Genomic DNA, 24,361 nt, shown 5'->3' on the forward strand with positions numbered 1-24,361 from the left:
CCGCCATGCGCGCACCACGGGCCGGATTCTTTTACGACCAGTTTTTAAGCCTTTGCAGGGAGAAAACGGGATGGGCCTGAACGCGAAGATCCGTACCCGGGACGGGTGGGCCGTCTCGCACGCGGTCGTCACGGTGACCGACATGACCGGAACGCAGGTGCTGCGGGCCGAGGCGGACGCCGAGGGTGCCGTACGGGACGCCACCGAGCTGGCGCCGGGGGCGTACACGGTGATCGTGACGGCCGTCGGGTACGCGCCCGCCGCCTCCAGCGCGATCGTCACCGCGAGCGGACGGGCCGAGGTCGGCACGGTGACCCTGGCCCGGCGGGGCGGCGCCGAACTGCCGCCGCCCGGTCCCTGGACCATCGACCCGGCGCACTCCTCCGTCGCCGCCGTCGCCCAGCACCTGGGGATCTCCAGCGTGCACGGCCGGTTCGCGGAGTTCGGCGGGAGCATCGAGATCGCCCCGGACGATGTCACCAAGTCCCGTGTGGAGGCGGTGATCCGCGCCGCCTCGGTGGACACCGGCAACGGGATGCGCGACACCCACCTGCGGTCCGCGGACTTCCTCGACGTCGAACGGCACCCGGAGATCACCTTCCGCTCGGCCGGCCTGACCCAGGCGGGCCCGGACCGCTGGACGGTCCACGGCGAACTGGCGATGCACGGGATCCTCAGGCCGGTCGATCTGGACCTGGCCTACCTCGGCACCGGCGCCGATCCGTGGGGCGGTACCCGCGCCGCGTTCCGCGCGACCGCCGAACTGCACCGCGAGGACTTCGCGATGAACTACAACCAGGTGCTGCAGGCGGGGATCGCCGCGATCGGCACGACGCTGAAGGTCGAGCTGGACATCCAGGCGGTTCAGGGGGACTCGTTGCCGATGGCCTGAGCGCCCGAGAGCTCGGGGGCGGCCCTGTGCCCGGCTGTCCCCAGCAGGGTCAGGACGGGGCGGCCCGTTCCCTCTAGGCTGCCGGTATGGCTCCGAACATCGCGACGAACACCCGTGTCTCGCTCGACGACCTGCTGGGCTTCGTACGGCCCCGCCATCGCGCCATCCTGCTGACCCGGCGGGCCGACGGCAGCCCCCAGGGCTCCCCGCTGACCTGCGGGGTCGACGACTCGGGCCGGATCGTGGTCTCCACCTACCCCGAGCGCGCCAAGACCCGCAACGCCGAGCGGGATCCGCGGGTGAGCCTGATCGTCCTGAGCGACGAGTGGAACGGCCCCTGGGTGCAGATCGACGGGACCGCCGAGGTCATCGACAGCCCGGACTCCGTCGAACCCCTGGTGGAGTACTACCGCAACATCGCCGGCGAGCACCCCGACTGGGACGAGTACCGGGCGGCGATGGTCAAGCAGGGGAAGTCCATCATCCGGGTGACACCCGAGCGGTGGGGGCCTGTGGCGACCGGTGGTTTCCCGGCCCGGCTCGCCCCCGAGGAGTAGGCCGCCCGGGCCGTCAGCCGCGGGCGACCATCGCCTCGATCCCGGCCACCAGCAGGTCCAGGGCGAAGGCGAAGTCCCGGTCGAGCATCTCCTCGACCGTGTCACCGCCGCGGGCCGCCATGATGTCCTTGGCCTCCTCGACGACGTCGGCGGTCTGCGGGGCTTCGGACACGGCGCTCATGACGGTGCGGAAGTAGTCGTCCGCGCTCATCCCGGCGTCCGCGACCCGGTCGGCGAAATGGCCCTGGATCGTGCCGTAGCCGTAGACGAACTGGAAGACGGCGGAAATGGCGCCCGTGACACCGCGTGCGGGCAGCCCCGAGCGGCGGATGACCTGCTGCACTCGCCGTGAGAAGGCGCGCGAGTTGGGTCCGATGTTGAGGTACCGCCCGGCGAGCGGCGACAGCCAGGGGTGGCGGACGAGGAGCACCCGGTATTCGGTGGCCAGGCTGCGCAGCTCGTCGCGCCAGTCCTCGCCGTCGGCCTCCGGGTCGGGCAGCCGCAGCTCGCCGTAGACCGCGTCCAGGGCGAGTTCGAGCAGGTCGTCCTTGGTGTCGACGTACCAGTACAGGGACATCGCGGTGACGTTCAGCTCGCCGGCCAGCCGCCGCATGGAGAACTTCGCCAGCCCCTCGGCGTCCAGCAGCCGCACGCTCACCGAGGTGATCCGCTCCCGGTCCAGCCCCGAGGGCTGCCCGCTGCGCCCACCCCGCCGTGCCTTCCCGTCGAGCCACACACTGGCCCTCGCCGACCGCGCGGCTTCCCTCACCATCGGCGCACCCTTCCGGAGTTTCGACCACTTCTCAAGATGCTAGGCGGCAGCCGACCCGAAGGGGCGCGGGGCTGTGCCGATGTGCGGCTCCGCCGCGTGGGCACCACAAGCCGCAACGGCCCCGCAGCCGCACGCATACCCATCCCTCCGAGCTCTCAGGCGACCATCCGCTCCGCCCGCCGCAACAGCCCGGCTGCCAGCAGACCCCCCATCAGCACAGCAGCCGCCCCCACCAACTGCCCAGCCCCCAATCCGGCCGACAAAGACTCCCCCGAGGCGACCGAAGAGCTCAGCACAGCCCCCAGAACGGCGACTCCGAGCCCGTTGCCGAACTCGGCGAGGGTGCCGTTGATCCCGGCCCCCACTCCCGCCTTCTCCGGAGGAATCGCGCTCATGATGGCGGTCGCCATGGCCGGGTTGGCGACAGCGCACCCCGCCCCGATCAGCAGCAGTCCGACCAGAGTCCCGGCGTAACCGCCGGAGGCGAGCTCGGCGATGGACACCAGCCCCGCCGCCATCAGCATCATCCCGAGCGCGATCGACACCGGCGTCCCCAGCCGCTTGAACCACTTCGCCGACAGCCCGGTGAAGTTGAGCAGCACGACCGACAACGCCAGCGGAGCGGTCCGCAGCCCGGCCTCCAGCGGCCCGTACCCGAGCACGAACTGCAGGTGCTGGGTGAGCAGGAACAGCGCCCCGCCCATGCCGAAGGTGATGAGAACGGCCCCGGCGACCGCCCCGGTGAACCTGCGGTCCCGGAAGAAGTGGAGATCGAGCATCGGCTCCTCGACCCGGCTCTCCCAGTACGCGAACGCCGTCAGTGCCACGACCGCCACGCCCGCCGCGGCGAGCACCCGCGGCGAGGTCCAGCCATGGCCGGGGCCGGAGATGATCGCGAAGACGAGCGTGGCCATGCCGATGGTCGACAGCAGCGCGCCGAGCAGGTCCGGGCGGTCACCGCGAGGGCTCTTGGACTCGGGTACGAGAGCCACCACCGCGACGAGGCCCAGCGCCGCGACCGGGATGTTGATCAGGAAGATCGCGCCCCACCAGAAGTGGTTCAGCAGAAAGCCGCCGATGAGCGGGCCGGCCGCGAAGCCGAGCGCGTTGACCGCGCTCCAGATGCCGATCGCCTTCGGCTGCTCGTCGGGCGCGAAGATCTGCATCGCCACGGCGAGCGTGGTGGTCATCAGCAGGGCGCCGCCTATGCCCATGCCGGCCCGGGCGGCGATCAGCTGGCCGGTGGAGTGGGCGAACCCCGCCACCAGGGAGCCGGTGCCGAACAGGGCGAGCCCCGTGATCAGCATCTTCTTGCGGCCGTAGCGGTCGGCGGCGCTGCCCGCGGTGAGCAGCAGGCCGGACTGCACCAGGGAATAGGCGTTGATCATCCACTGGATGTCGGAGGTGGCCGCGTGCAGTTCGCGGGTGAGCGAGGGGATGGCCACGTTCAGGACGGTGTTGTCGAGCAGCACGGTGAGCTGGGCGAGACAGATGACGCCGAGGATCACCCAGCGCTGGGGATGGCCTTGGGATGCAGACATGCTGTACACCGTATAGCCCTAGCTATACGGTGTACAGCGAGTTTCGGCCGACCGCTTTCGTCAGCTGCTCGTCTTCTGGGTGAGGTCGTAGAAGGTGGCCGAACCGACGGTCACCTTCTTGAAGTTGCTCTCGACCCACAAGGTGATCCGGGACGACGTACCGCTGTTGCCGCCTCCCGCGCCACCGCCCATGCCGCCGCCGGCGATGAAGTAGTGGATCTTCCCGTCCGCCACGTACTTCTCGAACTGGGCCGGCGTCGGGGACGGGTCGGTGCCGTTGAAGCCGCCGATCGCCATCACCGGGTCGCCGGTGGCCAGCTGGTAGCTCGCGGCGTTCTGGGAGCCGATGGAGGCGGCGACCCAGGTGTATGTCCCCGCGTCCTTCTCCAGCAGCTTCTTGGCCGCGGAGCTGACGTTGGCGCCGTTCAGCAGGCCGCCCGCGCCGCCGCCCATACGGCCGCCTTCGCCCATGCCGCCGCCGGGGAAGCCATTGCCGTTCTGCTGGTTCCGGCCCTGGCCGTTGCCGTTCTGGCCTGGCATGCCGCCACCGGGGAAGCCCTGGCCGCCCGGCATGTTCCCAGTGCCGTTCTGCTGGCCCTGCCGGCCCTGCTGGCCGGGCATTCCGCCGCCGAAGCCGCCGCGCATCGCGCCGCCCTTGCCACCGCCCGGACGGCCGCCGCCGAAGCCCATCATGCTCGCGCCCGCCGGGCCTGCCGTCGGGATGGAGCCGGTGTGCGCGGAGTTCACCGTGCTGAGGGTGTACGCCGTCGGGCCGGCCAGCGCGGCCAGCAGGCCCACCGCGGCCGCGCCGAGCGCGAGCTGCCGCGAGATGCGGCCCGCGAAGACCAGGCCGAACGCGGCCGCGAGCCCGCCGACCAGAACCAGCCACTTCAGCCAGGGCAGATAGGTGGAAGTGCGGTTGAGCAGCACATAGCCCCAGGCGGCAGCGGCGACCACGGACGCGGCGAGCGTGAGGGACGCCCAGGTCTCCTTCCGCTTCTCCCACAGCAGCCCGGCGCCCATGCCGGTCACGGCCGCGATGTAGGGGGCGAGGGCCACCGTGTAGTACTGGTGGAAGATGCCCGCCATATAGCTGAAGACCACCATGGTGATCAGCAGCGAGCCGCCCCACACCAGGAACGAGGCGCGCGTGACCGACGTACGCCGGGCCTTCCTGGTCGCCCACAGGCCCGCGACCAGCAGGATCAGCGCGGCCGGGAGCAGCCAGGAGATCTGGCTGCCGATCTCGTCGCCGAACATCCGGTCCCAGCCGGTGGCGCCCCAGCGGCCGGTGCCGCCCGCCCCGCCACCGCCGCCGACGCTGCCGGTCTCGTCGCCGTTGATCCGGCCGAGGCCGTTGTAGCCGAAGGTCAGCTCGAGGAAGCTGTTGTTCTGCGAACCGCCGATGTAGGGGCGGGAGGAGGCCGGCCACAGCTCGACGATCGCGACCCACCAGCCGCCCGCGACGACCAGCGCGAGGGTCGCGAGGCCCAGCTGTGCCAGCCGCTTGCTCAGCTTCACCGGACCGCAGACGGCGTAGACGATCGCGAGCGGCGGCAGGATCAGGAACGCCTGCAGTGTCTTGGCGAGGAACGCGAAGCCGATCGCGGCACCGGCCCACACCAGCCACCTCGTCCGCCCGTCCTCGACGGCACGTACGACGAAATAGCAGGCCAGCGTCATCAGCAGGGCCAGCAGCGCGTCCGGGTTGTTGAACCGGAACATCAGTGCGGCGACGGGGGTGAGCGCGAGCACCGCACCCGCGATCAGACCGGCCGCGGGACTGAACCGGCGTCGTACCGCCGCGTACACGACCGCCACCGCGCCGACGCCCATCAGGACCTCGGGGGTGAGGATCGCCCACGCGTTCGGACCGAAGATCCTGACCGACAGCTCCATCGGCCACATGAAGGCCGAGGGCTTGTCGACGGTGATGGCGTTGCCGCCGTCCAGCGAACCGAAGAAGAACGCCTTCCAGGATGTGCTGCCCGCCTGGACGGCCGCCGAGTAGAAGGAGTTGGCGTAGCCGGAGGCGCTCAGGTTGTACAGGTAGGTGACGAGGGTGGCGGCCAGCAGGCCGAGGAAGGCCGGGCGCGCCCAGCGCGGGTCCTCGGGGCGGCCGCGCCACAGTCTCCGTACGAACGGCTGCCGGGGCTCACCGTCCCGCGGCCGGCCGGTCGGCGGCGGGCCCCAGGCGGCGGGGCTGTCGGGCTGGGTCGGCTGGTCGTAACGGGTGGTCATCGGGGGTCCCCCGGGTCGGTGTCATGAGGGCGCACCGGCTGCAGGCGCATGGTGGCGTCCCTCCAGTTGCCGTCCGCCGCTTCACCGGCGCGGACCTGGGTGGTCTGGTACGGCTGCCGGTACTCCGGCTGGTACGGCATCGGGCGCTGCGGGAGCGGCGCGTACTCGGGTGTGGTGCGGCAGGTGGGCGAGGACGGTTGGTCCGCCGCGACCACGGTCGTTTCCGGGCCGGGATCCCGCCGGTCGGGGAACACCCAGGCACGGAAGAGCAGGAAGCGCAGGACGGTCGCCGCGAGATTGGCGGCGATGAGCACCGCCAGTTCGGTGGAGTGCGCCGGGTTTCCGGTGGCCGCGTTCAGGGCGGCCAGGGAACCGCTGGTCAGGACGAGTCCGATGCCGAAGACGACCAGGCCCTGTGCCTGGTGCCGTACGGCTCCGCCCCGGCCGCGCACCCCGAAGGTGAGCCGGCGGTTGGCGGCCGTGTTGGCGACGGCCGAGACGAGCAGCGCGAGCGCGTTGGCGATCTGCGAGCCGGAGAACTGCCGGAAGACGCTGTAGAGGAGGAGGTAGAAGAGGGTGGACAGGCCGCCGACCACGCAGAATCCGACGAGCTGGCGGGCCAGCCCCCTCGGTACGTCCTGGATCTCGCGGTCGCGCGGGTCGTCGCCGAAGGGCCGGGTGAGCCGGTCCAGCGGCAGCGAACCGGTGGTCAGGGCCTTGCCGATGCGCCACACGCCCAAGAGGTCGTCGGTGGCCGTCCTGACGATGTGCACGGTGGAGTCCGGGTCGTCGACCCAGTCGACCGGCACCTCGTGGATCCTGAGCCCCGCCCGCTCGGCGAGCACCAGCATCTCGGTGTCGAAGAACCAGCCGGTGTCCTCCACCAGGGGCAGCAGCACCTGGGCGACATCACGTCGTATGGCCTTGAAGCCGCACTGCGCGTCCGAGAAGCGGGCCTGCAGCGAGCCGCGCAGGATCATGTTGTAGGCGCGGCTGATGAACTCCCGCTTGGGGCCGCGCACGACCCGGGAGGTGCGGGCGAGCCGGGAGCCGATCGCCAGGTCCGAGTGGCCCGAGATCAGGGGCGCCACCAGCGGCAGCAGGGCGTTGAGGTCGGTGGACAGGTCGACGTCCATGTAGGCGAGGATCGGCGCGCCGGACGCGGACCACACGGTCCTGAGGGCCCGGCCGCGGCCCTTCTGCTCCAGGCGGAAGTTGGCGACCTCGGGGATCTCCGCCTCGAGCCGCGCCGCCACCAGCGGGGTGCTGTCCGTGGACGCGTTGTCCGCGATCGTGATGCGGAAGGCGTACGGGAAGGTGCGGGCGAGGTGGTCATGCAGTCTGAGCACACACGGCTGGAGGTCCTTCTCCTCGTTGTAGACGGGGATCACTACGTCCAGGACAGGCGTACCGGCGTTTCCGGCCGGGAGGTGCTCCCGCGCCGGCAGGGTGCCGGGAGAAGAGTCGGTTCGCATGGAACCGACTCTCGTCAGACGCCCTGTCGCACCGATGTGGTGGCACTGTGCTGTGCCTGTGAGTGCTGCTGCCAGTTCATTTCCGACTGCGGCTGCGGGGCGAGCGCCGGCAGACGCACCGTGAAGACGGTCCGTCCGGGCACGCTGTCCACGGTCACGGCACCGCCGTGCGCGGCCGCGACGGCCTGCACGATGGCGAGGCCGAGCCCGGTGGATCCGGTGGCGCGGGAGCGCGCGGAGTCGCCGCGCGCGAACCGCTCGAAGACATGCGGCAGCAGGTCCGGCGGGATCCCCTGCCCGTTGTCCTCGACCTCGACGCACGTCCAGGGCCCGCGCCGCTGCACGCGCGCGGTGACGGTCGTACCCGGCGGGGTGTGGTTGCGGGCGTTGCCCAGCAGGTTGACGAGGACCTGCTGCAGGCGTGCCGCGTCCGCGGACACCAGGGCGGGCTCGTCGGGCAGGTCGAGCCGCCAGTTGTGGTCCATGCCGGCCGCGCGGGCGTCGCTGATGGTGTCCACGACCAGCGGGACGAGGTCGGTCCGCTCGAACTGCAGGGGCCGCCCGGCGTCGAGCCGGGCGAGGAGCAGCAGATCCTCCACGAGGAGGGTCATCCGGCCGGCCTCGGACTCGATCCGCCCGAGGGCGTGCCGGGTGTCCGGCCCGACCTGCTCGCGCCCGCGCCGGGTCAGTTCGGCGTACCCGCGGATGGAGGCGAGCGGAGTCCGCAGCTCATGACTGGCGTCGGCGACGAACTGCCGTACCCGCGTCTCGCTCTGCTGGCGGGCGTGCAGGGCGCCGTGGACATGGTCGAGCATGCGGTTGAGGGCGGCGCCCACCTGGCCGACCTCGGTGTGCGGGTCGGTCTCGGACTCCGGTACGCGCTCGCTGAGGTTCACCTCGCCGGTGTGCAGCGGGAGTTCGGAGACCCGGGTGGCGGTGGCGGCGACCTTGCGCAGGGGGCGGGTGGCGACGCCGACGAGCACGGACCCGGCGATACCGGCGGCGACCAGTCCGGCGGCGGTGACGCTCACCTCGACGAGGATGAGGGTGTTGACGGTGCTGTCGGTCTCCTTGGTGGGGATGCCGACGTAGTAGCCGCTCCGGTACTGGACGCGGTACGTGCCGAGCCCCGGGAGCTCCACGGTGTGCGCGTCGTCGTCCCGGGCGACCTCGCCGAGGGCGGTCTTCTGGGCGTCGGTGAGGTTCTCGGGGCTCATGTCGAACGTGGACAGCGACTTCTTGCCGACCTTGCCGTCGGTGACGGAGCCGCCCACGACGACGGCCGCGACCGTGCCGCTGGGCTGGGGGCCGTGCTTGACGAAGTCACCGAGATCGGTCGCCTTGTGGCGTGGGACCCGCTGGAGGTCCTGGCCGGGCGCGCCGACGTTCTTGTCCGGGCCGGGCGGCGCGAAGTCGCCCGACGCACGCGCCGCGGCCTCACGCAGCTGCCGGTCCAGCTGGTCGTACAGATGAGACCGCAGCGCCAGCGTCGTCACCGTCCCGATCACCGCGCACACGACGGCGATCAGCACCACGGAAGCGACGACGAGCCGCGCCCGCAGGGTGCGCGGCTGTCCCCCTCGTCGCTTCCGCGGACGCGGCCGTCGTCGCCCGCTCATGACGCGGCGGGCTTGATCAGATAACCGGCTCCACGCCGGGTGTGGATCATCGGTTCCCGGCCGGCGTCTATCTTCCTGCGCAGGTACGAGATGTAGAGCTCGACCACATTGGCCTGCCCGCCGAAGTCGTAGGACCACACGCGGTCCAGGATCTGTGCCTTGCTGAGCACGCGCCGCGGATTGCGCATGAGGAAGCGCAGCAGCTCGAACTCGGTGGCGGTGAGGTGGATGGACTCCCCGGCCCGCGAGACCTCGTGGCTGTCCTCGTCCAGGGTCAGGTCCCCCACGACGAGCACGGAGTCGGAGCGCCGGTCGGCGGCCCCGGAGCGCCGGATCAGCCCGCGCAGCCGGGCGACGACCTCCTCCAGGCTGAACGGCTTGGTGACGTAGTCGTCGCCGCCGGCGGTGAGCCCGGCGATACGGTCCTCGACGGCGTCCTTGGCGGTGAGGAAGAGGACGGGCACGTCGGGCAGTTCGCGGCGCAGCCGGCCGAGGACGGCCAGCCCGTCCATGTCGGGCAGCATCATGTCCAGGACCACGGCGTCGGGCCGGAACTCGCGGGCCGTCTGCATGGCGCCCTGTCCGTCCCCCGCGCTTCTGATCTGCCAGCCCTCGTAACGAAGAGCCATGCTCAGCAGTTCGGTGATCGACAGCTCGTCGTCCACCACAAGCACTCGGACGGGGCTCCCGTCCGGCCTCAGCAGTTCGGTGCGCCCCTGGGGCGAGGTCGTGGTCATGGCGGACACCTTGTCGGGGTCCTCTGAGAACCTGCTTTCACGTCTCTGTGATTTTCCTGAGAAACGCACAGGCGCTTCTCAGGGAACACCTGGGAGGCGCTCACGTACGCGTGAACCCGTGGCTGTGCTCGACCCGGGCGATGTGGATCACGTACCGCTCGTACCACCGCTCCCGCCCGCGTTCCTTGGCGGCGAGATGCTCGGGATCCCGGCGCCACTCCTCGATCCCGGCCAGATCCCCGAAGTAGGCGACGGAGATGGCGAGTCCGCCGGGGGTGTGGGCGAAGTCCTCGCCGAGGAAGCCGGGGATCCGCCGCACGAGGCCGGAGAGGCGGCGGGCGGATCCGGTGTATCCGTCGGGGTCGCGGTCGGTGCGGACGGAGGCGAACACGACGGCGTAGTAAGGAGGTTCGAGAGCCGGAGTGGGGACGACAGGTGCAACGGTGTGATCGCTCATGTCAGCCACGATGGACCGCACGACACCTCCGGTCCATGGACCTTGCCCAACGGGATCCGTACGGGATCCGACTCTTTGCCTTCGCCGTCAGAACAGCGCGTCCTGCTCCCTCGTGAACTCCCGCACCGGGACGGTGAACGCGCCGGCCGCCTCGGGCAGCGGCGCCAGCTCCCACCCGGCCATCAGCCGGGTGTCGAGGACGACGACCCCGCGCCCGGCGACGGCCAGATGCAGATCGGGGCCGGCGGCCGCGACCAGCTCACCGCTGACGATCCCGCCCGGGACCAGCTCGACGACGTCACCGACGGCTGCCGGTACGTCCGAGAGCCCGAACACGCCCAGGTGATCCACCGGTCGGCACGGCTCGCGCCCCAACGACTCCGGCCACCCGTCGAGCACGACGGCCCGGGCGTGCAACTCCCGCACCTCGACGGCCCGCTCGGCCTCCGCCCCGGGCAGCGCCGACCGCACGGCCCTCTTCTCGGCGTACGCGATCCGGTCCGGGACCCGCAGGGCGGCCCGCAGCAGCTCCTCGGTGCGGCGGGCCGCCATCAGCGGGCCGGTGCCCAGCCAGCTGAAACAGACGGCGCCCTGCTCCAGCAGCCGTGCCGGGCCCCGCTCGACGGCGGTGATGCCGACCTTGACCATGCCGGGTCCGAACCAGGCCAGATAGACGCGGTACGGCCGCGGATCATCGGCGATGGTGTCGGCGGCCACGGAGTGCGCCCGGTCCAGCCGGGCGCACTCCTCGCACCGGGCCCCCGTGCCGCGCCCCGGCACGACGGCCCGCAGCGGACAGGCATGCCCCCGCGCGCCCACGCACCGCCGCGCCGCGTCCCCGGCGACGGCGAACGCGACCCGCTTCCCCCACGGCAGCGGGCTGCGCCGCCCGCCGTCCCACATCAGCGCGGGACCTTCCGGCGTCCAGCGCAGTCCCGAGCATGTCCACCTGTGTGCCATCACTCGTCAGAGTAGAAGGCGGCACCGACAACGCCCCGCGGGCCGCTATTCGACGGCGGACAGACTGACCGACTCGGCGCGGGGCTCGCCCGGCGCCACGATCTCCGTACGCCGTCCCCGTCCCGCCAGCCGGCAGCCGACGCACCCCGGATGCCCCTGCCGGGCCTCGGTGTCCCGCACGCGCATCCCCCACCGCTCCCGCGGCCGCACACCCGGCGGCTTGCCCCAGCCGGACAGATGCAGGGCCCAGGTGACCAGAACACTCACGCCCACGATCACCAGCCCGCCCACGAGGGCCGGAACGGAGACCGTGCACACCCCGAGCCCCACCACACCGCTGCCGACGGCCGCGATACCGGTGCCGGTCCAGCCGGCGATCGTGTGACCCTCGTCGTACAGACTCATACAGCCGCCTCCAGGGACGAGACTCCCTCACGGACTAAGAAATTCATCACTCGAATATCTCACGAGCTAAGGGATTCAGGAAGATGGACGGCACGACCCGACCGCCCGCCACCCCGGCACAAGCGCTGTCGGCCATGGACCACCTCATCGCCGCCCATGTGATCGGGCAGCAGGAGCTGGCCCGGCGGCTGGGGGTGAACGTCACCGATCTCACCTGTTTCGCCTTCGTCCTGGAGGCGGGCGAGAACCTGCTCACGGCCGGCGACCTCGCGGCCCGCGCGCATGTCACCACGGGCGCGGTCACCGGCATCCTCAACCGCCTCGAACGCGCCGGCTACGTCATCCGCCGCCCCGACCCCTCCGACCGCCGCAGGGTCCGGGTGGCCGCCGTACCGGCCGCCGTGACCCGGGTCGAGGCGGTGTACGCGGGCCACTACAAACGCCTGACGGACCTGTTCGCCGACTACGACCCCGCGGAACTGGCGGTCATCACCGACTGGTTCACCCGGGCCACGTCCCTCGCCCACGAGTACCTGGAGAAGCTGAACAGGAACGACCCGGAGGAGGAGTGCTGAGCCGGCCCTAGAGCATGTCTCGCCACCACGGAGCGTCCGGGCCGGCGGCCGGGATGACCTCGGCTCTCGTCAGAATCCTCTCGTCGAGGGCGCGCACGCGTGCGCGCAGCTCGCGGGCGCTCTTCCTGGGCAGCGCGTGCAGCACGGCCTCCAGGTGATCGCGGAAGCCGGCGCCGTTGCACCCGCACTCGGAGATGCCGCAATCAGGGCCCGCGAACGGGTCCGCGAGGTACCTGAGCGGGCCGTGGGCGAGTGCCTTCCAGTGCCAGAACGCCTCTTCCGTGGCTTCGGGCCCGAAACGGGTCCGTGCCAGCCGGCGGAGGTCGGCCGTGCAGGATCCGGAGAGGCGGTCGATGAGCGGATAGCGCCGCCGCCTCGGGAGACGGACGGGAAGCTCGCTCCGCAGAGCTGACGGGCGCCTACGCGGCATCGCCCCTTCGACTGTCGGTCATGACGGCAGGCTAGGCACCCGCGTCTCGGGTGGCCACCGCTTATCGCGCCCCGCACGATGGGCAGGGGCGTCCGACAGCGAGGAAACGGAACAGCGACCATGGACATGAGACTCGAGGTCGTGGTGATCCCGGTCGCCGACGTCGACCGGGCCAAGGCCTTCTACGAGGGACTGGGATGGCGGCTGGACGCCGACGTCGCCAAGGGTGACGACTTCCGCGTCGTACAGGTGACCCCGCCCGGCTCGCCCGGCGCCGTCATCTTCGGCACCGGGCTCACCTCGGCGGCCCCGGGTTCCGCGGAGGGGCTGCACCTCGTCGTCTCCGACATCGAGGCGGCCCGGTCCGAGCTGGCCGGCCGCGGTGTGCGGGTGAGCGAGGCCTTCCACGACGCGGGCGGGGTCTTCCACCGAGCCGGGACCGAGGGGCGGGTGTCCGGCCCGGACCCGGAACGCCGCAGCTACGCCTCGTTCGCCTCCTTCAGCGACCCGGACGGCAACGGCTGGGTACTGCAGGAGATCACGGCGCGGCTGCCGGGCCGCTGAAGAGGGCCGGCATGGAGGAACTGCTCGCCGAGGCCCTCGAAGCCCATGGCGGCATCGGGCGCTGGCAGGAACTGACCCGGGTACAGGCCACCATCGTCAGCGGTGGTGATCTGTTCGTCATCAAGGGGCTGCCCGAGGACCCCGCCCCCCGTCGGATGACCGCCCGGCTGCACGAGGAGCACGCCTCGGTACAGCCCTTCGGCGCTCCCGACCAGAAGACCGACTTCACGCCCGGACGAGTGAGTGTCGAAAAGCTCGACGGGCGCGTGGTCGCCGAACGCCGGGACCCGCGGGCCTCGTTCTCCGGGCACACCCTGGAGACGCCCTGGGACCCGCTGGACCGCGCCTACTTCAACGGCTACGCGCTGTGGACCTACCTCACCACACCCTTCCTGCTGGCCATGCCCGGCTTCACGGTCACCGGCATCGAGCCGTGGCGGGAAGGAGACGAGGTCTGGCCGGGACTGCGTGCCGCCTTCCCGGCCGGGATCGCCGGCCACAGCACCCACCAGGACTTCTACTTCGGCCCCGACCGGCTCCTGCGGCGCCACGACTACCACGTCGACGTGGCGGGCGGATTCGCCGCCGCGCAGTACGTCCACGACCCTGTGGAAGCGGACGGCATCGTGCTGCCCACCAGACGCCGGGCCTACCGCCGCGACACCGACGGTCGCCCTCTCCTGGGCCAGGTCATGGTCTCGATCGACCTCAGCGACATCCGCTTCGACTGAGAGCCTTCGGGCGCGAGAGCCGGTTCAGCGGGTGAACAGCTCGGGCTTCGCCCGGACGAAATCGGCGACTCCGACGGGGGGCCGCCCGATGACCTGCGCCACGCCGTCCGACTCGCGGTCGTACCGGTTCTGCGCGTGGAGGCGAGCCATGGTCGAGATGTGCTGGAACACATGGTCCGGCAGGCCGAGCAGGCCGAGATCGTCGTCGAGCCACTCCTGAAGCGGGACATCGGTGTAGCTGACCGGCCGGCCCAGAGCCCCGGACACCTCCGCGGCCATGGCGGCGACGCCCTGCGACCGGGGCCCGGTCAGCTCGTAGACACGGCCGATGTGCGGCGTGGGGTCGGCCAGGATCTCCTCCACGACCGCGGCGACGTCATGCGCCGCCACCGGGGAGGTTCTCGCCTCGCCGAAGGGCAGCCTGATGGTGCTGTCGGTGGCGATGGAGGAGAAGCCGGCCTGGAAGAGCGGGTTCTCCATGAACACGGTGGGTCTGACCTGGACCACGGGCAGCCCCGACCAGTCGAGGACCTGCTCGGCCAGCCACTGCTGGCGCTGCTGGTCCGACTCCGAGGTGCTGGTCACGTCCATCTCGGAGACCGTCAGCTGCGACATGTTCACGACCACGTCGAGACGGCCGTACGCGCGGGCGACCACCGCTGTCGTCACGGCGGCCTCCAGATACTGCGCCGACACGGCCATGCCGAAATACATGCGTCCGCAGCCGGCCAGGGCGTCGGCGACCTCGCTCGCGCGCGTGAGGTCGCCGACGACCACCTCGGCACCCGTCGCCCGCAGCGCCCGGGCGCGCTCGTCGTCCCGCCGCACCATGGCCCGCACGGGCAGGCCCCGTCTGCTCAGGCCCTCCACGACCGATCGCCCGACGGCGCCGATCCTGCCCGCGGCACCGGTCACCAGGATGGGCCGCACGCCGGCATCCGGGGTGGTGTCCATAGCGGAAGCCTGCGGCCCCGGCGGCAGGGGTGCAACCGGAGTGACCTGATCGCACCGTCATGGCGAACAGCCGGCGGCCGGACGGTCCCCGGGACGTCGCCCGGAAGCGAGCGACAACCCCTCGGGTGTGGCCGACAGTTCGGGCCGTGCCCGCGCGGCCTGCTGCATTGGCATCACCGTCGTCACCGGGTCGGGGGACTACCCCGTCGCCCGGCGAGCAGAACATCTCGGACAAATGTGACTATCACCCCAAGGTGACATGGCGGCTCCCGGCCGTCACCACAGCTGGCAGGAGAACCACATCGATGAACCTCACCCTGGGGCGCCTGCTCGGCGCCACCGCGGCGGTGGCCATGGGGGCCACGGCCCTGCTCGGCACGGGCGCCGGCACAGCCGACGCCCGTGGCGAGCGCGCACACTGCGACCGTGCCGAACAGCCCATATGGATCGACGACCCCAGCCGCAACGTGACCGCCCACGGCTGCAGCGTGCCGGACAGCGACCACCGCTGGTACATCGTCGAGGTCGACACCCTCGTACAGCCCCACCACAAGACGGAGTATCTGAACGGAGCGGTCGACCGGACCAAGACCCTGCACAACCGAACCATCAGATGCCTGGGCTACACCTCCGACAAGGACACGGTGAACTGGTTCGGCTGCGTACCCAACTGACACATCCGCCTGACGGCTCCGTTGCCGTACAGCCCTGAAGGTCCAGGGGCCCCGGATTCCTCCGGGGCCCCTGTTCCGTGCGCACCGGGCAGGACCGAGCCGCACCAACAGCGCGGGGAGTACCGGGCGTTGGACCCACAGGACTCCTCGAAGGGCCCTCGTCCCCTCGGCCCCTCGCCCCCCTGGTCCTCGGTCTAGGTCGCGGGTCGGAGCAGGACGGGACCATGGACGGATGGCGCCGGGCCGGGCGGTCGCTAGCGTGGAGAGCGGTTCCGGCACCCAAGGGGAAGGAGGCCGACCGATGGCAGTCGAACTCAACCACACCATCGTCGCCGCGCACGACAAGACGGCGTCCGCACGGTTTCTCGCGGATCTGCTGGGTCTGGAGGTGGCACCGGAGTACGGTCCGTTCGTCCCGGTGCAGATACCGAACGGCGTGACACTGGACTACATGGACACGGCCGATTCGATCGCCCCGCAGCACTATGCGTTCCTCGTCTCCGAGGACGACTTCGACGCGATCTTCGCCCGGGTCCGCGAGGCGGGCCTGACCTACTGGGCGGACCCGTATCACCACCACCCCGGCGAGATCAACCACAACGACGGCGGCCGCGGGACGTACTTCGAGGACCCGAACGGACACAACCTGGAGATCCTGACCAGGCCGTACGGAAGCGGAGAGGACTGAAAAGCCGGAGGCCCCGGATTTCTCCGGGGCCTGCGGTCACGCGCGGGGGACGTGATCGGCACAAGGTCCGCCGACCACCTTGCGCAGTGTTCAGTACTGCTCGGTCTCCATGAAACCCGTGTTCCCGTTGTCGTCCGCGTCGAAGGCGGCGGCGGTCGGGTCGAATCCGGGCGGGCTGTCCTTGAGGGCCAGGCCCATGCCGGCCAGCTTCGCCTTGACCTCGTCGATCGACTTCGCACCGAAGTTGCGGATGTCCAGGAGGTCGGCCTCGGAGCGCGCGACCAGCTCACCCACGGAGTGGACGCCCTCACGCTTGAGACAGTTGTAGGAACGGACCGTGAGCTCCAGCTCCTCGATCGGCAGCACGAGGTCGGCGGCCAGGGCGGCGTCCGTGGGGGACGGGCCCATGTCGATGCCCTCGGCGTCGATGTTCAGCTCGCGGGCGAGACCGAACAGCTCGACCAGGGTCTTACCGGCCGACGCCATGACATCGCGCGGACGCATCGCCTGCTTGGTCTCGACGTCGACGATCAGCTTGTCGAAGTCGGTGCGCTGCTCGACACGGGTGGCCTCGACCTTGTACGTGACCTTGAGAACCGGCGAGTAGATGGAGTCGACCGGGATACGGCCGATCTCCTGGCCCACCTGCTTGTTCTGCACGGCGGAGACGTAACCGCGACCGCGCTCGACGGTCAGCTCCATCTCCAGCTTGCCCTTGCCGTTCAGCGTGGCCAGGACCAGGTCGGGGTTGTGCACCTCGACACCGGCCGGGGGCGCGATGTCGGCGGCGGTGACCAGACCCGGACCCTGCTTGCGCAGGTACATCACGACCGGCTCGTCGTGCTCCGAGGAGACGACCAGCTGCTTGATGTTGAGGATCAGGTCGGTGACGTCCTCCTTGACGCCCGGCACGGTGGTGAACTCGTGCAGCACGCCGTCGATGCGGATGCCGGTGACGGCGGCACCCGGGATCGAGGACAGGAGGGTACGACGCAGGGAGTTGCCGAGGGTGTAGCCGAAGCCCGGCTCCAGCGGCTCGATCACGAACCGGGAGCGGAACTCGTCGACGACCTCTTCGGTCAACGAGGGACGCTGAGCGATCAGCATGTGTGGATCAGATCCTTCATTCGTGGACGCCCGCCATTTGACGCCCGACGGAATCCGCAGCCGTGAAAAGTGCGGGTACTGCAAGAGTACGTGTGTCTGCCGGCAGGTCGGCGAGCCCAGCCCCTTCCAAGCCCCGGTCGTGTCGGCTCCCCGGCACTTCGCCGTGGGACTTTGCCGGGCTCCCACGCGTGCGGTGGTTCGGCCCCCTGGCCGCGGGCTCCTGGGATCGGGCAGCGTGTCGTGCGGGCACTCGGCCCTTCTCCGGACTGATGGCGGTGTTTGTGATGCACCGGCAGTTGGCCGATCTCCCTTCGGTTGAACCGGCCACAGCTCCGTGGACTCGTCCGAGATCGCCCGGCAAGGAAACGCAAGAGGCCCCGGATTTCTCCGGGGCCTCTTGCCTGTGTGCACTCGGCAGGATTCGAACCTGCAACCTTCTGATCCGTAGTCAGATGCTCTATCCGTTAAGCTACGAGTGCTTGTTATTTTGTTTTGTGTCCTCCGCTCCCGGCCCTTCCGGCCCGCTCGCGGCGACAGGAAGAACATTACATGACTGCCGCCGTCATGTGAAATCCGATTCGCATACCCCTTGTGACCTGCGGAAACGTCCATGGAGTGGCGGATGGCGCGGGCGGGGCGCGAGGCCGGGACAACGCCGAAGCCCCGGTCCTGGGGACCGGGGCTTCGGGATCGAGTGCGGAGGCGGAGGGATTTGAACCCTCGATGGGCTTTAAGGCCCAAACCGCATTAGCAGTGCGGCGCCATAGACCGGACTAGGCGACGCCTCCAGCACAACCACTCACGCGAGCGCGCGAACGGTGCGTGCAGATGATGACACAGTCGAGCGTGCTGTCACCAATCGGCTCCCACGGTACTAGGCACGAGGGCCGCAGGGCAAAGGGCTTCGCCCGGCGAGGCGGCGGACGGCGGGTCCGGCGCAACGTCCGGGGGCCGTGGGCGTTGGGCAGGCCATGGTCTCTTTCACGCCGGCCGTCCCGCGCCGCGCCCTGGTGCCGTCCCCCGCCTCCGTCCCGCGCCGCATCCTCGCGTCGTCCCTCGCCGCCGTCTCGGTCTCGGCCCTGGTCACCCTGGCCGCCGTGTCCGCAGCGGCCGTGCCCGCCACTTCCGCCGCGGCCGCTACGCCCGCCACGGCGGCCGTACCCCCACCCGTACAGCCCGAGGACCGCGCAGGTGATCGCCTCACCGTCGTCGTGCGGCACGCCGGCTCCGGGCTGGACGGGACGTACGAGCTCTCCTGTCACCCCGAGGCCGGGCGCCACCCGGATGCGGCGGGTGCCTGCCGTGCGCTCGACGCGAACACACGGTGGGGGCGGGACACCTTCGCCCCGGTGGCCCCGGGCAGCACCTGCACCATGCTCTACGGCGGTCCGGCCACCGCCCATGTCACCGGCACCTGGGCCGGGCGGCCGGTCGACGCCTCGTACGACCGCAGCAACGGATGCGAGATCGGACGGTGGGACCGGCTGGTGCCCGCCCTGCCGAGGGTCGGTTCGCCCGTGTAGGCGTCACGGATGCCGCGGGTGCCGCGGGTGCCGTAGACGTCTCCGGCTCGGTCAGCGGCCTCGTACAGGTCCCGCGAAGGTCCGGCGAAGGTCTCGCGGAGCCGGAACGGCGCCGACGGCGGCGTGGACGTATGCGGTCACATGTTCACCGTCACTTCCTCGTGCGACGTCCCTCTCATCCGGCGTCGCGAGCGCAACCCGAGCCCTTAGACTCCCTCGCGTGACACGTCGCGGGCCGGTTGGCAGGATGGCCCGAGCGGTCGGCAAGGTGCGGTAACAGGGAGGAAGGCGTCTCGTGAGCAGCAGGCCATCCCGAGGCGCTGCTCGCCTCGCAGCCATACTCGACGCGCTGCCGGACGCGTTGGTCCTGGTCAACGCCAACGGAACCGTCGTCAACGCCAACACCATCGCCCTGGAGGCCTTCGAAGCGCCGGGGACGGCTCTCGTGGGGCGCGGGCTGCTCGATCTGCTGCCGCAGTTCGACTCCAAGCTCATCCCCGGGTCCATGCGGCGCCCCGATCACATGGATCCGCAGAGCAGGACCAAGCCGACGCGCATGATCGCGCGGCGGACGGACGGGACCGAGTTCCCGGTCGAGGTCACGAGCGCGAACCTGGAGAACGGGCAGCAGGCGTACGACGGTTACGGATACACCGGTGACGAGCTGCTGATGCTCGTCGTCCGGGATCTGTCCGGGACCGTCGACACCGAGGCGGAGCTGGCACGCTCGCAGCGGCAGACCGAGATGATCCTGCGGGCGGCCTCGGAAGGTGTCGTAGGCACCGACACCGACGGGCACATCGTGCTCGTCAACCCGGCCGCCGCCCAGATACTGGGATACCGGGCCGGTGAGCTGGGCGGCAAGGAGCTGCACGCCCTCGTGCTGCACTCCCGCCCCGACGGTTCCCCCTTCCCGTACGAGGAGTCGCCGCTCGCCGACACCCTGCGCTCCGGGCGCAAGCACCGGGTGCGCGGGCAGGTGCTGTGGTCCAAGGGCAAGGACAAGGTGGCGGTCGATCTGACCACCGCGCCCGTGCGCGACGGTGATCAGCTCGTCGGCGCCGTCATGACCTTCACCGACCGGCGGCCCTACGACGCCCTCGCCGAGGAGAAGGCCGCGCTGGAGAAAGCGCACGCCGAGGAACAGGAACGGCTCTCCGAGGAGCATGCCTCCGACCTCACCGCGCTGCGTCAGCGGCATGTGACCGAACTCGAGGAGCTGCGCGAGCAGCAGCAGGAGGAGGTGGCGGCCGGCGAGGAGCGGTACGCCGCGCTCGCCGAGCGGGAGAAGGACCGGTACGAGGCCCTCGCCGGGCGGCACGAGCAGCTGCTCACGCTGCTCGGGCGGTCGCTGCGCGGTCCGCTGGACGAGCTGCGGCGCGAGCTGGCCGCCCTGGCCGCGGACGACGCCGGTCAGCTGTGGCCCGAGGCCAACCAGGTCCTGCACCATCTGTCGGCCGGCTATGCCCGGATCACGACGCTCATCGACAACGTCCTCGGCTATCAGAGCCTCGACGCCGGCGGCGAGGACATCACCCGGACGAAGGTGATGCTCGACGCCGTCGTCGCCGCCGGTGTGGACGGGGCCGTCGAGCTGATCGGCCCCGGCCGCGTGCAGTTCGCCGTGCACGCGCCGCCCATCGAGGCCGAGGTCGACCCGCAGCGGCTCGCCACCGCGCTCGCGCATCTCGTGGCGGACGTGGCGGGCGTGGACGCCACCGGCAACGCGCCCGTCTCCGCGGGCGGTTACCTGGACAACACCGTCGTGGTCGCGGCCGCGCAGCGCGGCGAGGTCGCACGGATCGAGGTGCGCGGGCCCTACGCCGGGGGAGACCCGGTCCACGAGCCGATCGTGCGCGGGATCGTGCGGGCGCACGGCGGTGTGCTGCAGACGCACGAGGTGCCGGGCATGAGCGGCAGCGCGTATGTGCTCGAAGTGCCGCTCGGCGGCGGCGCCGGAGCGGTCGCCGACCGGGTGCCGGAGGCCGGGGACGCCTCCGCCGAGGGCACCGGATCCGCCGAGCTGACCTCCGGCGGCGGGCGGCGGCGGGCCAGGCGGGCCTCCACGGACGCCTTCCTGGAGAGCGACGTTCCCGGGGAGAGCGGTGAGTCCGGTGACGGCGGTGCGGAGGCGCCCGCGCCGACGGGCCGGCGCCGCAGGCGTGCGGCCGACATCGAGGCGGCCACGCCCACGCCGGTGGCGGGCGAGAGCGCGGAGGGCACGTCCGGCGCGTCCAGCGGGACCGGGCGGCGCCGCGGACGGCCCGCCGAGAGCGACGCCGGTGACGATGCGGGCGTGGCCGAGGGTGCCGTGGTGACCGCGGCCGAGCATGCCGCGGGAACCGCCGCCGCGGGCAGCGGACTCGGCGGCACCGTGCCGCCGCAGGGCGTCCCCGTGCCCGCGGGACGCCGCGCCCGGCACGGCTCCGGCGAGCCGCAGGCCGCCCTGCCGCCCGCGCTGCCCCCTGCCGGTACCGAGTCGGCGCAGCCCGCCGTGGCGGAGGGCGCGCAGCCGACCGGACGCCGCCGGCGCGCGCTGGCCGCCGCGGCGGAGCGTGCCGCCCAGCAGGAGGCGGGGGCCCGCACGGTCTTCGCCCTGCCCCCGGCCGAGGCCGACCGCTCACCCGACTCCGCGGACGCGGCGACGGGCACGGGCACGGGTCCCGCTGCCGGTACGGCTCCGGGTGACACTCCTGCGAAGGCCACGGCTCCGGGTGCGCAGGTCCCCGGTCAGGCGCAGGCGCCCGTCGCGGGGGTTCCCGGCGACGACGGCCGGCATGACGCCGCACCGCTGGACCAGGCCGAGGACCACACCCCGCCCCAGCCGCACCCCACGAGCGCACCGACCGGTCGCCGTCGACGGGCCGTGGCCCAGCCGGCGGAGACGGCACACGGCACGGAGGGCGCGGGAGTGCAGGCCGTCGCGGCGCAGGCGACCGCGGTACCGGCCGTTCCCGGACACCCCGGTCAGCCCGGGCAGGTTCCGCAGGCCGCCGCGGGTCAGCCGGCCCCGGGTTCCGGCGTTCCGGCGCAGGGGACGGCCGGACAGGGCGTCCCGACCGCTCCGGCACCGGTGGCCGCGCAGGCTCAGGGGCCGGGTCAGGTGGCCCTGCCGGCGGGTCCGGCAGGCCAGTCCGGCATCGCCCCCGCGGCAGGCGTCGTCGCCCAGCCCGATGTCCCGGTTCAGCCCGGCGTCGCGGCTCCGGCCGACGCCGCCGTGCCCGCGCAGGGCACGGACGGCCGGGGCACGGCGGTGCCGCCCGGCCGGCAGGTTCCGGCACAGGCGGCTCCCGGTCAGCCGGTGCCCGGCGCGGTGGCGCAGGCCACGCCCGCGACCGGTAGCCCGGCGGTGGCCCAGCCCGCCCAGCCGCTTCCGGTCGAGTCGGCGACCGGCCAGGTACCGGCGGCGCAGGCCGTCCCGGTCCCGGCGGCCGGGGCTCCCGTGACCACGGTCCCGCAGCAGTGGCCCGGCGTCGACGACACCTCCGGTGCCGGCGTCGGTGCGCCGCAGACAGCCCCGGCGCCGCAGACACCGCAGCCCGCCCCCGCTGCCCCGCTCCCCGCGGAGCACCCCGGTGCCCGGCCGTCGCGGGCGGCCCAGCCCCTGCCCGCCGAGGCCGCGGGGACCGCGGCCGACCCGAACTCCACCCAGGGGCGGGCCATAAGCGTGCGGACGCTCGGGCAGGGCGTGCCGTTCGCGCGGCAGGCCGCGCAGGTGCAGCAGCCGACGGCGACCCCGCCCCCGCACGCGCCGGGCGGTTCCGGCCGCCGGCGCAAGCTGGGCACGCCGCCCGACCCGGCCACCCGCCCGGAGCCGCAGCAGGAGCAGGCGGCCCGAACGCATCCGCCGGCCGAACAGCCGCCCGCACAGCCCTCCCTGGCGGGGCAGTCCCGGCTCGCCCCGGCCACCGAGGGTGCCGGACGGTCGTACGCCATAGGCGCCCCGGACGCGAACGCGGCCGAGGGACCCGAACCGCTGGACGGTCCCGGCGGGGCCGTCGAGGTCGCGGACACCCCGCGCCCGCAGCCGCTGGACGACGAGCTGCCCCCGGAGCCGCTGGACAATCCGCGCCGGCTGCTGGTGTGGCCCGCGCCGGACGTGACGACCCAGCAGGCGCTGAGCGACCGTGGCTACCGGCCCGTGATCGTGCACTCCCGCGAAGAGGTCGACGCGCAGATCGCGGCCTTCCCCGCCGCGCTGTTCGTGGACCCGCTGACCGGGCCGATCACCCGTACCGCGCTGCAGTCGCTGCGTCAGGCCGCCGTGGCCGCGGAGGTGCCGGTCCTTGTCACGGCGGGGCTCGGGCAGGCGACGCGGGAGGCGGCGTACGGCGCCGACCCCGCCGTGCTCCTGAAGGCGCTGGCGCCCCGCGACAGCGAGCAGCATCCGCCGCGGGTGCTGCTGATCGAGGAGCACGCGGAGATCGCGCTGGCGCTGACCGCGACGCTGGAGCGGCGCGGGATGCAGGTGGCGCGGGCCGCGAGCGACGACGACGCGGTGACGCTGGCGGGGCAGCTCAGGCCGAACCTCGTGGTGATGGACCTGATGCAGATGCACCGGCGGCAGAACGGGTCCACCGGGATCATCGACTGGCTGCGCGCGAACGGTCAGCTCAACCGCACCCCGCTCGTCGTCTACACCGCCGCCGTCGACCAGGCCGATCTGCCGCGCCTGGCCTCGGGCGAGACGGTGCTGTTCCTCGCGGAGCGGTCCACCAGCAACGAGGTGCAGAGCAGGATCGTGGACCTGCTCGCGCGGATCGGGACCAACTAGCCCGCCCCTTCGGGCGAGGGGTCAGCGTGCGACCAGCCGCCGGACCGCCTCCCTGATCGAGGCGCGCAGGCGGTCCCGGTCGGCGTCCTCGGTGCCCACCACGATGCGGCGCATCTGGGGGACGACGGCGGCCCAGTTGGCCAGGGCGACGAGGAGGAAGAACAGATCGCGGGCCGGGATCGCGTCGGTGATCACGCCCCGTTCCTGGCCCTCCCGCAGCGCGTCGATCTTCCTGCGGTAGTGCTCCCGGCGCTCACGCTCGTCGGGCAGTTCGGCGCTCGGGCCGTACTCCAGACCCTCCCAGAAGAGCAGGCGGAGGACCTCGGGATGACTGGTGTGGTAGTCGATCACGCGGTCCACCCAGCCCTCGATGTCATCGGGGTCGACGGGGACGGCGACGGCGATGTCGAGCATCGACTTCTCCAGGACCCGTGCGAACAACTCCGCCTTGTTGCCGTAGTAGGCGTAGATCAGCTGCTTGTTGGCCTTGGCCTCGCTCGCGATGCGGTCGATGCGGGCGCCCGCGATGCCGTGCCGGGCGAACTCGGCGAGCGCCGCCTCGAAGATACGGGCCTTGGTGGCCTCGGGGTCCCTGACTGCTGCCATGCGGTCAGGGTACCGCGCAAGTAACCAACTATTTGGTTGACAGGGAATTCGACGGAGATGCAGTCTGTTCTCGCATCCA

Annotated in this window: 22 protein-coding genes and 2 tRNA genes; 9 read left to right on the top strand and 15 right to left on the bottom strand. The window is 71.8% G+C overall.

Annotation, left to right across the window (positions count from 1 at the left end; genetic code table 11):
* Nucleotides 1-70: 70 nt before the first annotated feature.
* Nucleotides 71-892 (top strand): YceI family protein, encoded by an 822-nt coding sequence (locus AVL59_RS46585; protein WP_067316492.1) that lies wholly within the window; start codon nucleotides 71-73, stop codon nucleotides 890-892.
* A gap of 86 nt (nucleotides 893-978) precedes the next feature.
* Nucleotides 979-1,449 (top strand): PPOX class F420-dependent oxidoreductase, encoded by a 471-nt coding sequence (locus AVL59_RS46590; protein ID WP_067316494.1) that lies wholly within the window; start codon nucleotides 979-981, stop codon nucleotides 1,447-1,449.
* A 13-nt stretch (nucleotides 1,450-1,462) separates the two neighbouring features.
* Here the strand turns inward: AVL59_RS46590 and AVL59_RS46595 are convergent, their stop codons facing one another.
* The 9 genes from AVL59_RS46595 to AVL59_RS46635 form a co-directional block, all read right to left on the bottom strand.
* Nucleotides 1,463-2,221: a TetR/AcrR family transcriptional regulator gene (locus AVL59_RS46595; protein ID WP_067316497.1), complete on the bottom strand. Its 759-nt coding sequence runs from the start codon at nucleotides 2,219-2,221 to the stop codon at nucleotides 1,463-1,465.
* A gap of 155 nt (nucleotides 2,222-2,376) precedes the next feature.
* Nucleotides 2,377-3,762 carry an MFS transporter gene (locus AVL59_RS46600; protein ID WP_208870562.1) on the bottom strand — a complete coding sequence of 462 codons (1,386 nt, stop codon included), beginning with the start codon at nucleotides 3,760-3,762 and terminating at the stop codon, nucleotides 2,377-2,379.
* A 60-nt stretch (nucleotides 3,763-3,822) separates the two neighbouring features.
* The gene (locus tag AVL59_RS46605; RefSeq protein ID WP_067316502.1) at nucleotides 3,823-6,003 is read right to left on the bottom strand and encodes an ArnT family glycosyltransferase; all 2,181 of its coding nucleotides are present in this window, start codon (nucleotides 6,001-6,003) and stop codon (nucleotides 3,823-3,825) included.
* Nucleotides 6,000-7,478: a bifunctional glycosyltransferase family 2/GtrA family protein gene (locus AVL59_RS46610; RefSeq protein ID WP_067316504.1), complete on the bottom strand. Its 1,479-nt coding sequence runs from the start codon at nucleotides 7,476-7,478 to the stop codon at nucleotides 6,000-6,002. The genes AVL59_RS46605 and AVL59_RS46610 overlap by 4 nt, the downstream gene beginning before the upstream one ends.
* Before the next feature lie 14 nt (nucleotides 7,479-7,492).
* A complete protein-coding gene (locus AVL59_RS46615) occupies nucleotides 7,493-9,097 on the bottom strand; it encodes a sensor histidine kinase (protein WP_079147316.1) in 1,605 nt (534 codons plus the stop codon).
* A complete protein-coding gene (locus AVL59_RS46620; protein ID WP_067316508.1) occupies nucleotides 9,094-9,834 on the bottom strand; it encodes a response regulator transcription factor in 741 nt (246 codons plus the stop codon). Before AVL59_RS46620 ends, AVL59_RS46615 begins: the two co-directional genes overlap by 4 nt.
* Before the next feature lie 100 nt (nucleotides 9,835-9,934).
* Nucleotides 9,935-10,291 (bottom strand): antibiotic biosynthesis monooxygenase family protein, encoded by a 357-nt coding sequence (locus AVL59_RS46625; RefSeq protein ID WP_067318576.1) that lies wholly within the window; start codon nucleotides 10,289-10,291, stop codon nucleotides 9,935-9,937.
* Between the two features lie 87 nt (nucleotides 10,292-10,378).
* Nucleotides 10,379-11,251: a DUF2797 domain-containing protein gene (locus AVL59_RS46630; RefSeq protein WP_079147317.1), complete on the bottom strand. Its 873-nt coding sequence runs from the start codon at nucleotides 11,249-11,251 to the stop codon at nucleotides 10,379-10,381.
* 45 nt (nucleotides 11,252-11,296) lie between these two features.
* Nucleotides 11,297-11,656: an HGxxPAAW family protein gene (locus AVL59_RS46635; protein ID WP_067316510.1), complete on the bottom strand. Its 360-nt coding sequence runs from the start codon at nucleotides 11,654-11,656 to the stop codon at nucleotides 11,297-11,299.
* A gap of 83 nt (nucleotides 11,657-11,739) precedes the next feature.
* Between AVL59_RS46635 and AVL59_RS46640 the strand changes: the two genes are divergently transcribed.
* Nucleotides 11,740-12,231, top strand: coding sequence for a MarR family transcriptional regulator (locus AVL59_RS46640; RefSeq protein ID WP_067316512.1), 492 nt, complete (start codon nucleotides 11,740-11,742; stop codon nucleotides 12,229-12,231).
* 7 nt (nucleotides 12,232-12,238) lie between these two features.
* Here AVL59_RS46640 and AVL59_RS46645 read toward each other — a convergent pair whose 3' ends face one another.
* Nucleotides 12,239-12,661 (bottom strand): hypothetical protein, encoded by a 423-nt coding sequence (locus tag AVL59_RS46645; RefSeq protein ID WP_067316513.1) that lies wholly within the window; start codon nucleotides 12,659-12,661, stop codon nucleotides 12,239-12,241.
* A 120-nt stretch (nucleotides 12,662-12,781) separates the two neighbouring features.
* Between AVL59_RS46645 and AVL59_RS46650 the strand changes: the two genes are divergently transcribed.
* On the top strand, nucleotides 12,782-13,225 hold the full coding sequence (locus AVL59_RS46650; RefSeq protein WP_067316515.1) for a VOC family protein: 444 nt from the start codon (nucleotides 12,782-12,784) through the stop codon (nucleotides 13,223-13,225).
* A gap of 11 nt (nucleotides 13,226-13,236) precedes the next feature.
* Complete coding sequence (locus tag AVL59_RS46655) at nucleotides 13,237-13,956, top strand: hypothetical protein (protein WP_067316517.1); 720 nt, start codon at nucleotides 13,237-13,239, stop codon at nucleotides 13,954-13,956.
* A gap of 24 nt (nucleotides 13,957-13,980) precedes the next feature.
* Here AVL59_RS46655 and AVL59_RS46660 read toward each other — a convergent pair whose 3' ends face one another.
* Complete coding sequence (locus AVL59_RS46660) at nucleotides 13,981-14,910, bottom strand: NmrA family NAD(P)-binding protein (RefSeq protein WP_067316519.1); 930 nt, start codon at nucleotides 14,908-14,910, stop codon at nucleotides 13,981-13,983.
* A 305-nt stretch (nucleotides 14,911-15,215) separates the two neighbouring features.
* Here AVL59_RS46660 and AVL59_RS46665 point away from each other — a divergent pair, with 305 nt between their 5' ends.
* Complete coding sequence (locus AVL59_RS46665; RefSeq protein WP_067316521.1) at nucleotides 15,216-15,584, top strand: hypothetical protein; 369 nt, start codon at nucleotides 15,216-15,218, stop codon at nucleotides 15,582-15,584.
* 301 nt (nucleotides 15,585-15,885) lie between these two features.
* Complete coding sequence (locus AVL59_RS46670) at nucleotides 15,886-16,272, top strand: VOC family protein (RefSeq protein WP_067316523.1); 387 nt, start codon at nucleotides 15,886-15,888, stop codon at nucleotides 16,270-16,272.
* A gap of 90 nt (nucleotides 16,273-16,362) precedes the next feature.
* Here the strand turns inward: AVL59_RS46670 and AVL59_RS46675 are convergent, their stop codons facing one another.
* From AVL59_RS46675 to AVL59_RS46685, 3 genes are all read right to left on the bottom strand, one after another.
* A complete protein-coding gene (locus tag AVL59_RS46675; protein ID WP_067316525.1) occupies nucleotides 16,363-17,379 on the bottom strand; it encodes a DNA-directed RNA polymerase subunit alpha in 1,017 nt (338 codons plus the stop codon).
* 406 nt (nucleotides 17,380-17,785) lie between these two features.
* A tRNA-Arg gene (locus AVL59_RS46680) sits at nucleotides 17,786-17,858 on the bottom strand.
* Nucleotides 17,859-18,076: 218 nt separating this feature from the next.
* A tRNA-Ser gene (locus AVL59_RS46685) sits at nucleotides 18,077-18,167 on the bottom strand.
* A 183-nt stretch (nucleotides 18,168-18,350) separates the two neighbouring features.
* On the opposite strand from AVL59_RS46685, the gene AVL59_RS46690 reads away from it, so the two are divergent.
* Entirely contained in the window at nucleotides 18,351-18,902 is a 552-nt protein-coding gene (locus AVL59_RS46690; protein WP_079147318.1) for an SSI family serine proteinase inhibitor, read from the top strand.
* A gap of 295 nt (nucleotides 18,903-19,197) precedes the next feature.
* On the top strand, nucleotides 19,198-23,676 hold the full coding sequence (locus AVL59_RS46695; RefSeq protein WP_079147319.1) for a response regulator: 4,479 nt from the start codon (nucleotides 19,198-19,200) through the stop codon (nucleotides 23,674-23,676).
* Nucleotides 23,677-23,697: 21 nt separating this feature from the next.
* Here AVL59_RS46695 and AVL59_RS46700 read toward each other — a convergent pair whose 3' ends face one another.
* Nucleotides 23,698-24,282, bottom strand: a complete 585-nt coding sequence (locus AVL59_RS46700; protein ID WP_067316529.1) for a TetR/AcrR family transcriptional regulator — start codon at nucleotides 24,280-24,282, stop codon at nucleotides 23,698-23,700.
* Between the last annotated feature and the right edge of the window lie 79 nt (nucleotides 24,283-24,361).

The sequence above is a fragment of the Streptomyces griseochromogenes genome, from assembly GCF_001542625.1.
GTDB lineage: Bacteria > Actinomycetota > Actinomycetes > Streptomycetales > Streptomycetaceae > Streptomyces > Streptomyces griseochromogenes.

What these genes read in the sequence shown, in the direction of transcription:
- AVL59_RS46585 (WP_067316492.1), top strand. Translation starts at nt 71, where the DNA reads ATGGGCCTGAACGCGAAGATCCGTACCCGGGACGGGTGGGCCGTCTCG.
- AVL59_RS46590 (WP_067316494.1), top strand. Translation starts at nt 979, where the DNA reads ATGGCTCCGAACATCGCGACGAACACCCGTGTCTCGCTCGACGACCTG.
- AVL59_RS46595 (WP_067316497.1), bottom strand. Translation starts at nt 2,221, where the DNA reads ATGGTGAGGGAAGCCGCGCGGTCGGCGAGGGCCAGTGTGTGGCTCGAC.
- AVL59_RS46600 (WP_208870562.1), bottom strand. Translation starts at nt 3,762, where the DNA reads ATGTCTGCATCCCAAGGCCATCCCCAGCGCTGGGTGATCCTCGGCGTC.
- AVL59_RS46605 (WP_067316502.1), bottom strand. Translation starts at nt 6,003, where the DNA reads ATGACCACCCGTTACGACCAGCCGACCCAGCCCGACAGCCCCGCCGCC.
- AVL59_RS46610 (WP_067316504.1), bottom strand. Translation starts at nt 7,478, where the DNA reads ATGCGAACCGACTCTTCTCCCGGCACCCTGCCGGCGCGGGAGCACCTC.
- AVL59_RS46615 (WP_079147316.1), bottom strand. Translation starts at nt 9,097, where the DNA reads ATGAGCGGGCGACGACGGCCGCGTCCGCGGAAGCGACGAGGGGGACAG.
- AVL59_RS46620 (WP_067316508.1), bottom strand. Translation starts at nt 9,834, where the DNA reads ATGACCACGACCTCGCCCCAGGGGCGCACCGAACTGCTGAGGCCGGAC.
- AVL59_RS46625 (WP_067318576.1), bottom strand. Translation starts at nt 10,291, where the DNA reads ATGAGCGATCACACCGTTGCACCTGTCGTCCCCACTCCGGCTCTCGAA.
- AVL59_RS46630 (WP_079147317.1), bottom strand. Translation starts at nt 11,251, where the DNA reads ATGGCACACAGGTGGACATGCTCGGGACTGCGCTGGACGCCGGAAGGT.
- AVL59_RS46635 (WP_067316510.1), bottom strand. Translation starts at nt 11,656, where the DNA reads ATGAGTCTGTACGACGAGGGTCACACGATCGCCGGCTGGACCGGCACC.
- AVL59_RS46640 (WP_067316512.1), top strand. Translation starts at nt 11,740, where the DNA reads ATGGACGGCACGACCCGACCGCCCGCCACCCCGGCACAAGCGCTGTCG.
- AVL59_RS46645 (WP_067316513.1), bottom strand. Translation starts at nt 12,661, where the DNA reads ATGCCGCGTAGGCGCCCGTCAGCTCTGCGGAGCGAGCTTCCCGTCCGT.
- AVL59_RS46650 (WP_067316515.1), top strand. Translation starts at nt 12,782, where the DNA reads ATGGACATGAGACTCGAGGTCGTGGTGATCCCGGTCGCCGACGTCGAC.
- AVL59_RS46655 (WP_067316517.1), top strand. Translation starts at nt 13,237, where the DNA reads ATGGAGGAACTGCTCGCCGAGGCCCTCGAAGCCCATGGCGGCATCGGG.
- AVL59_RS46660 (WP_067316519.1), bottom strand. Translation starts at nt 14,910, where the DNA reads ATGGACACCACCCCGGATGCCGGCGTGCGGCCCATCCTGGTGACCGGT.
- AVL59_RS46665 (WP_067316521.1), top strand. Translation starts at nt 15,216, where the DNA reads ATGAACCTCACCCTGGGGCGCCTGCTCGGCGCCACCGCGGCGGTGGCC.
- AVL59_RS46670 (WP_067316523.1), top strand. Translation starts at nt 15,886, where the DNA reads ATGGCAGTCGAACTCAACCACACCATCGTCGCCGCGCACGACAAGACG.
- AVL59_RS46675 (WP_067316525.1), bottom strand. Translation starts at nt 17,379, where the DNA reads ATGCTGATCGCTCAGCGTCCCTCGTTGACCGAAGAGGTCGTCGACGAG.
- AVL59_RS46690 (WP_079147318.1), top strand. Translation starts at nt 18,351, where the DNA reads ATGGTCTCTTTCACGCCGGCCGTCCCGCGCCGCGCCCTGGTGCCGTCC.
- AVL59_RS46700 (WP_067316529.1), bottom strand. Translation starts at nt 24,282, where the DNA reads ATGGCAGCAGTCAGGGACCCCGAGGCCACCAAGGCCCGTATCTTCGAG.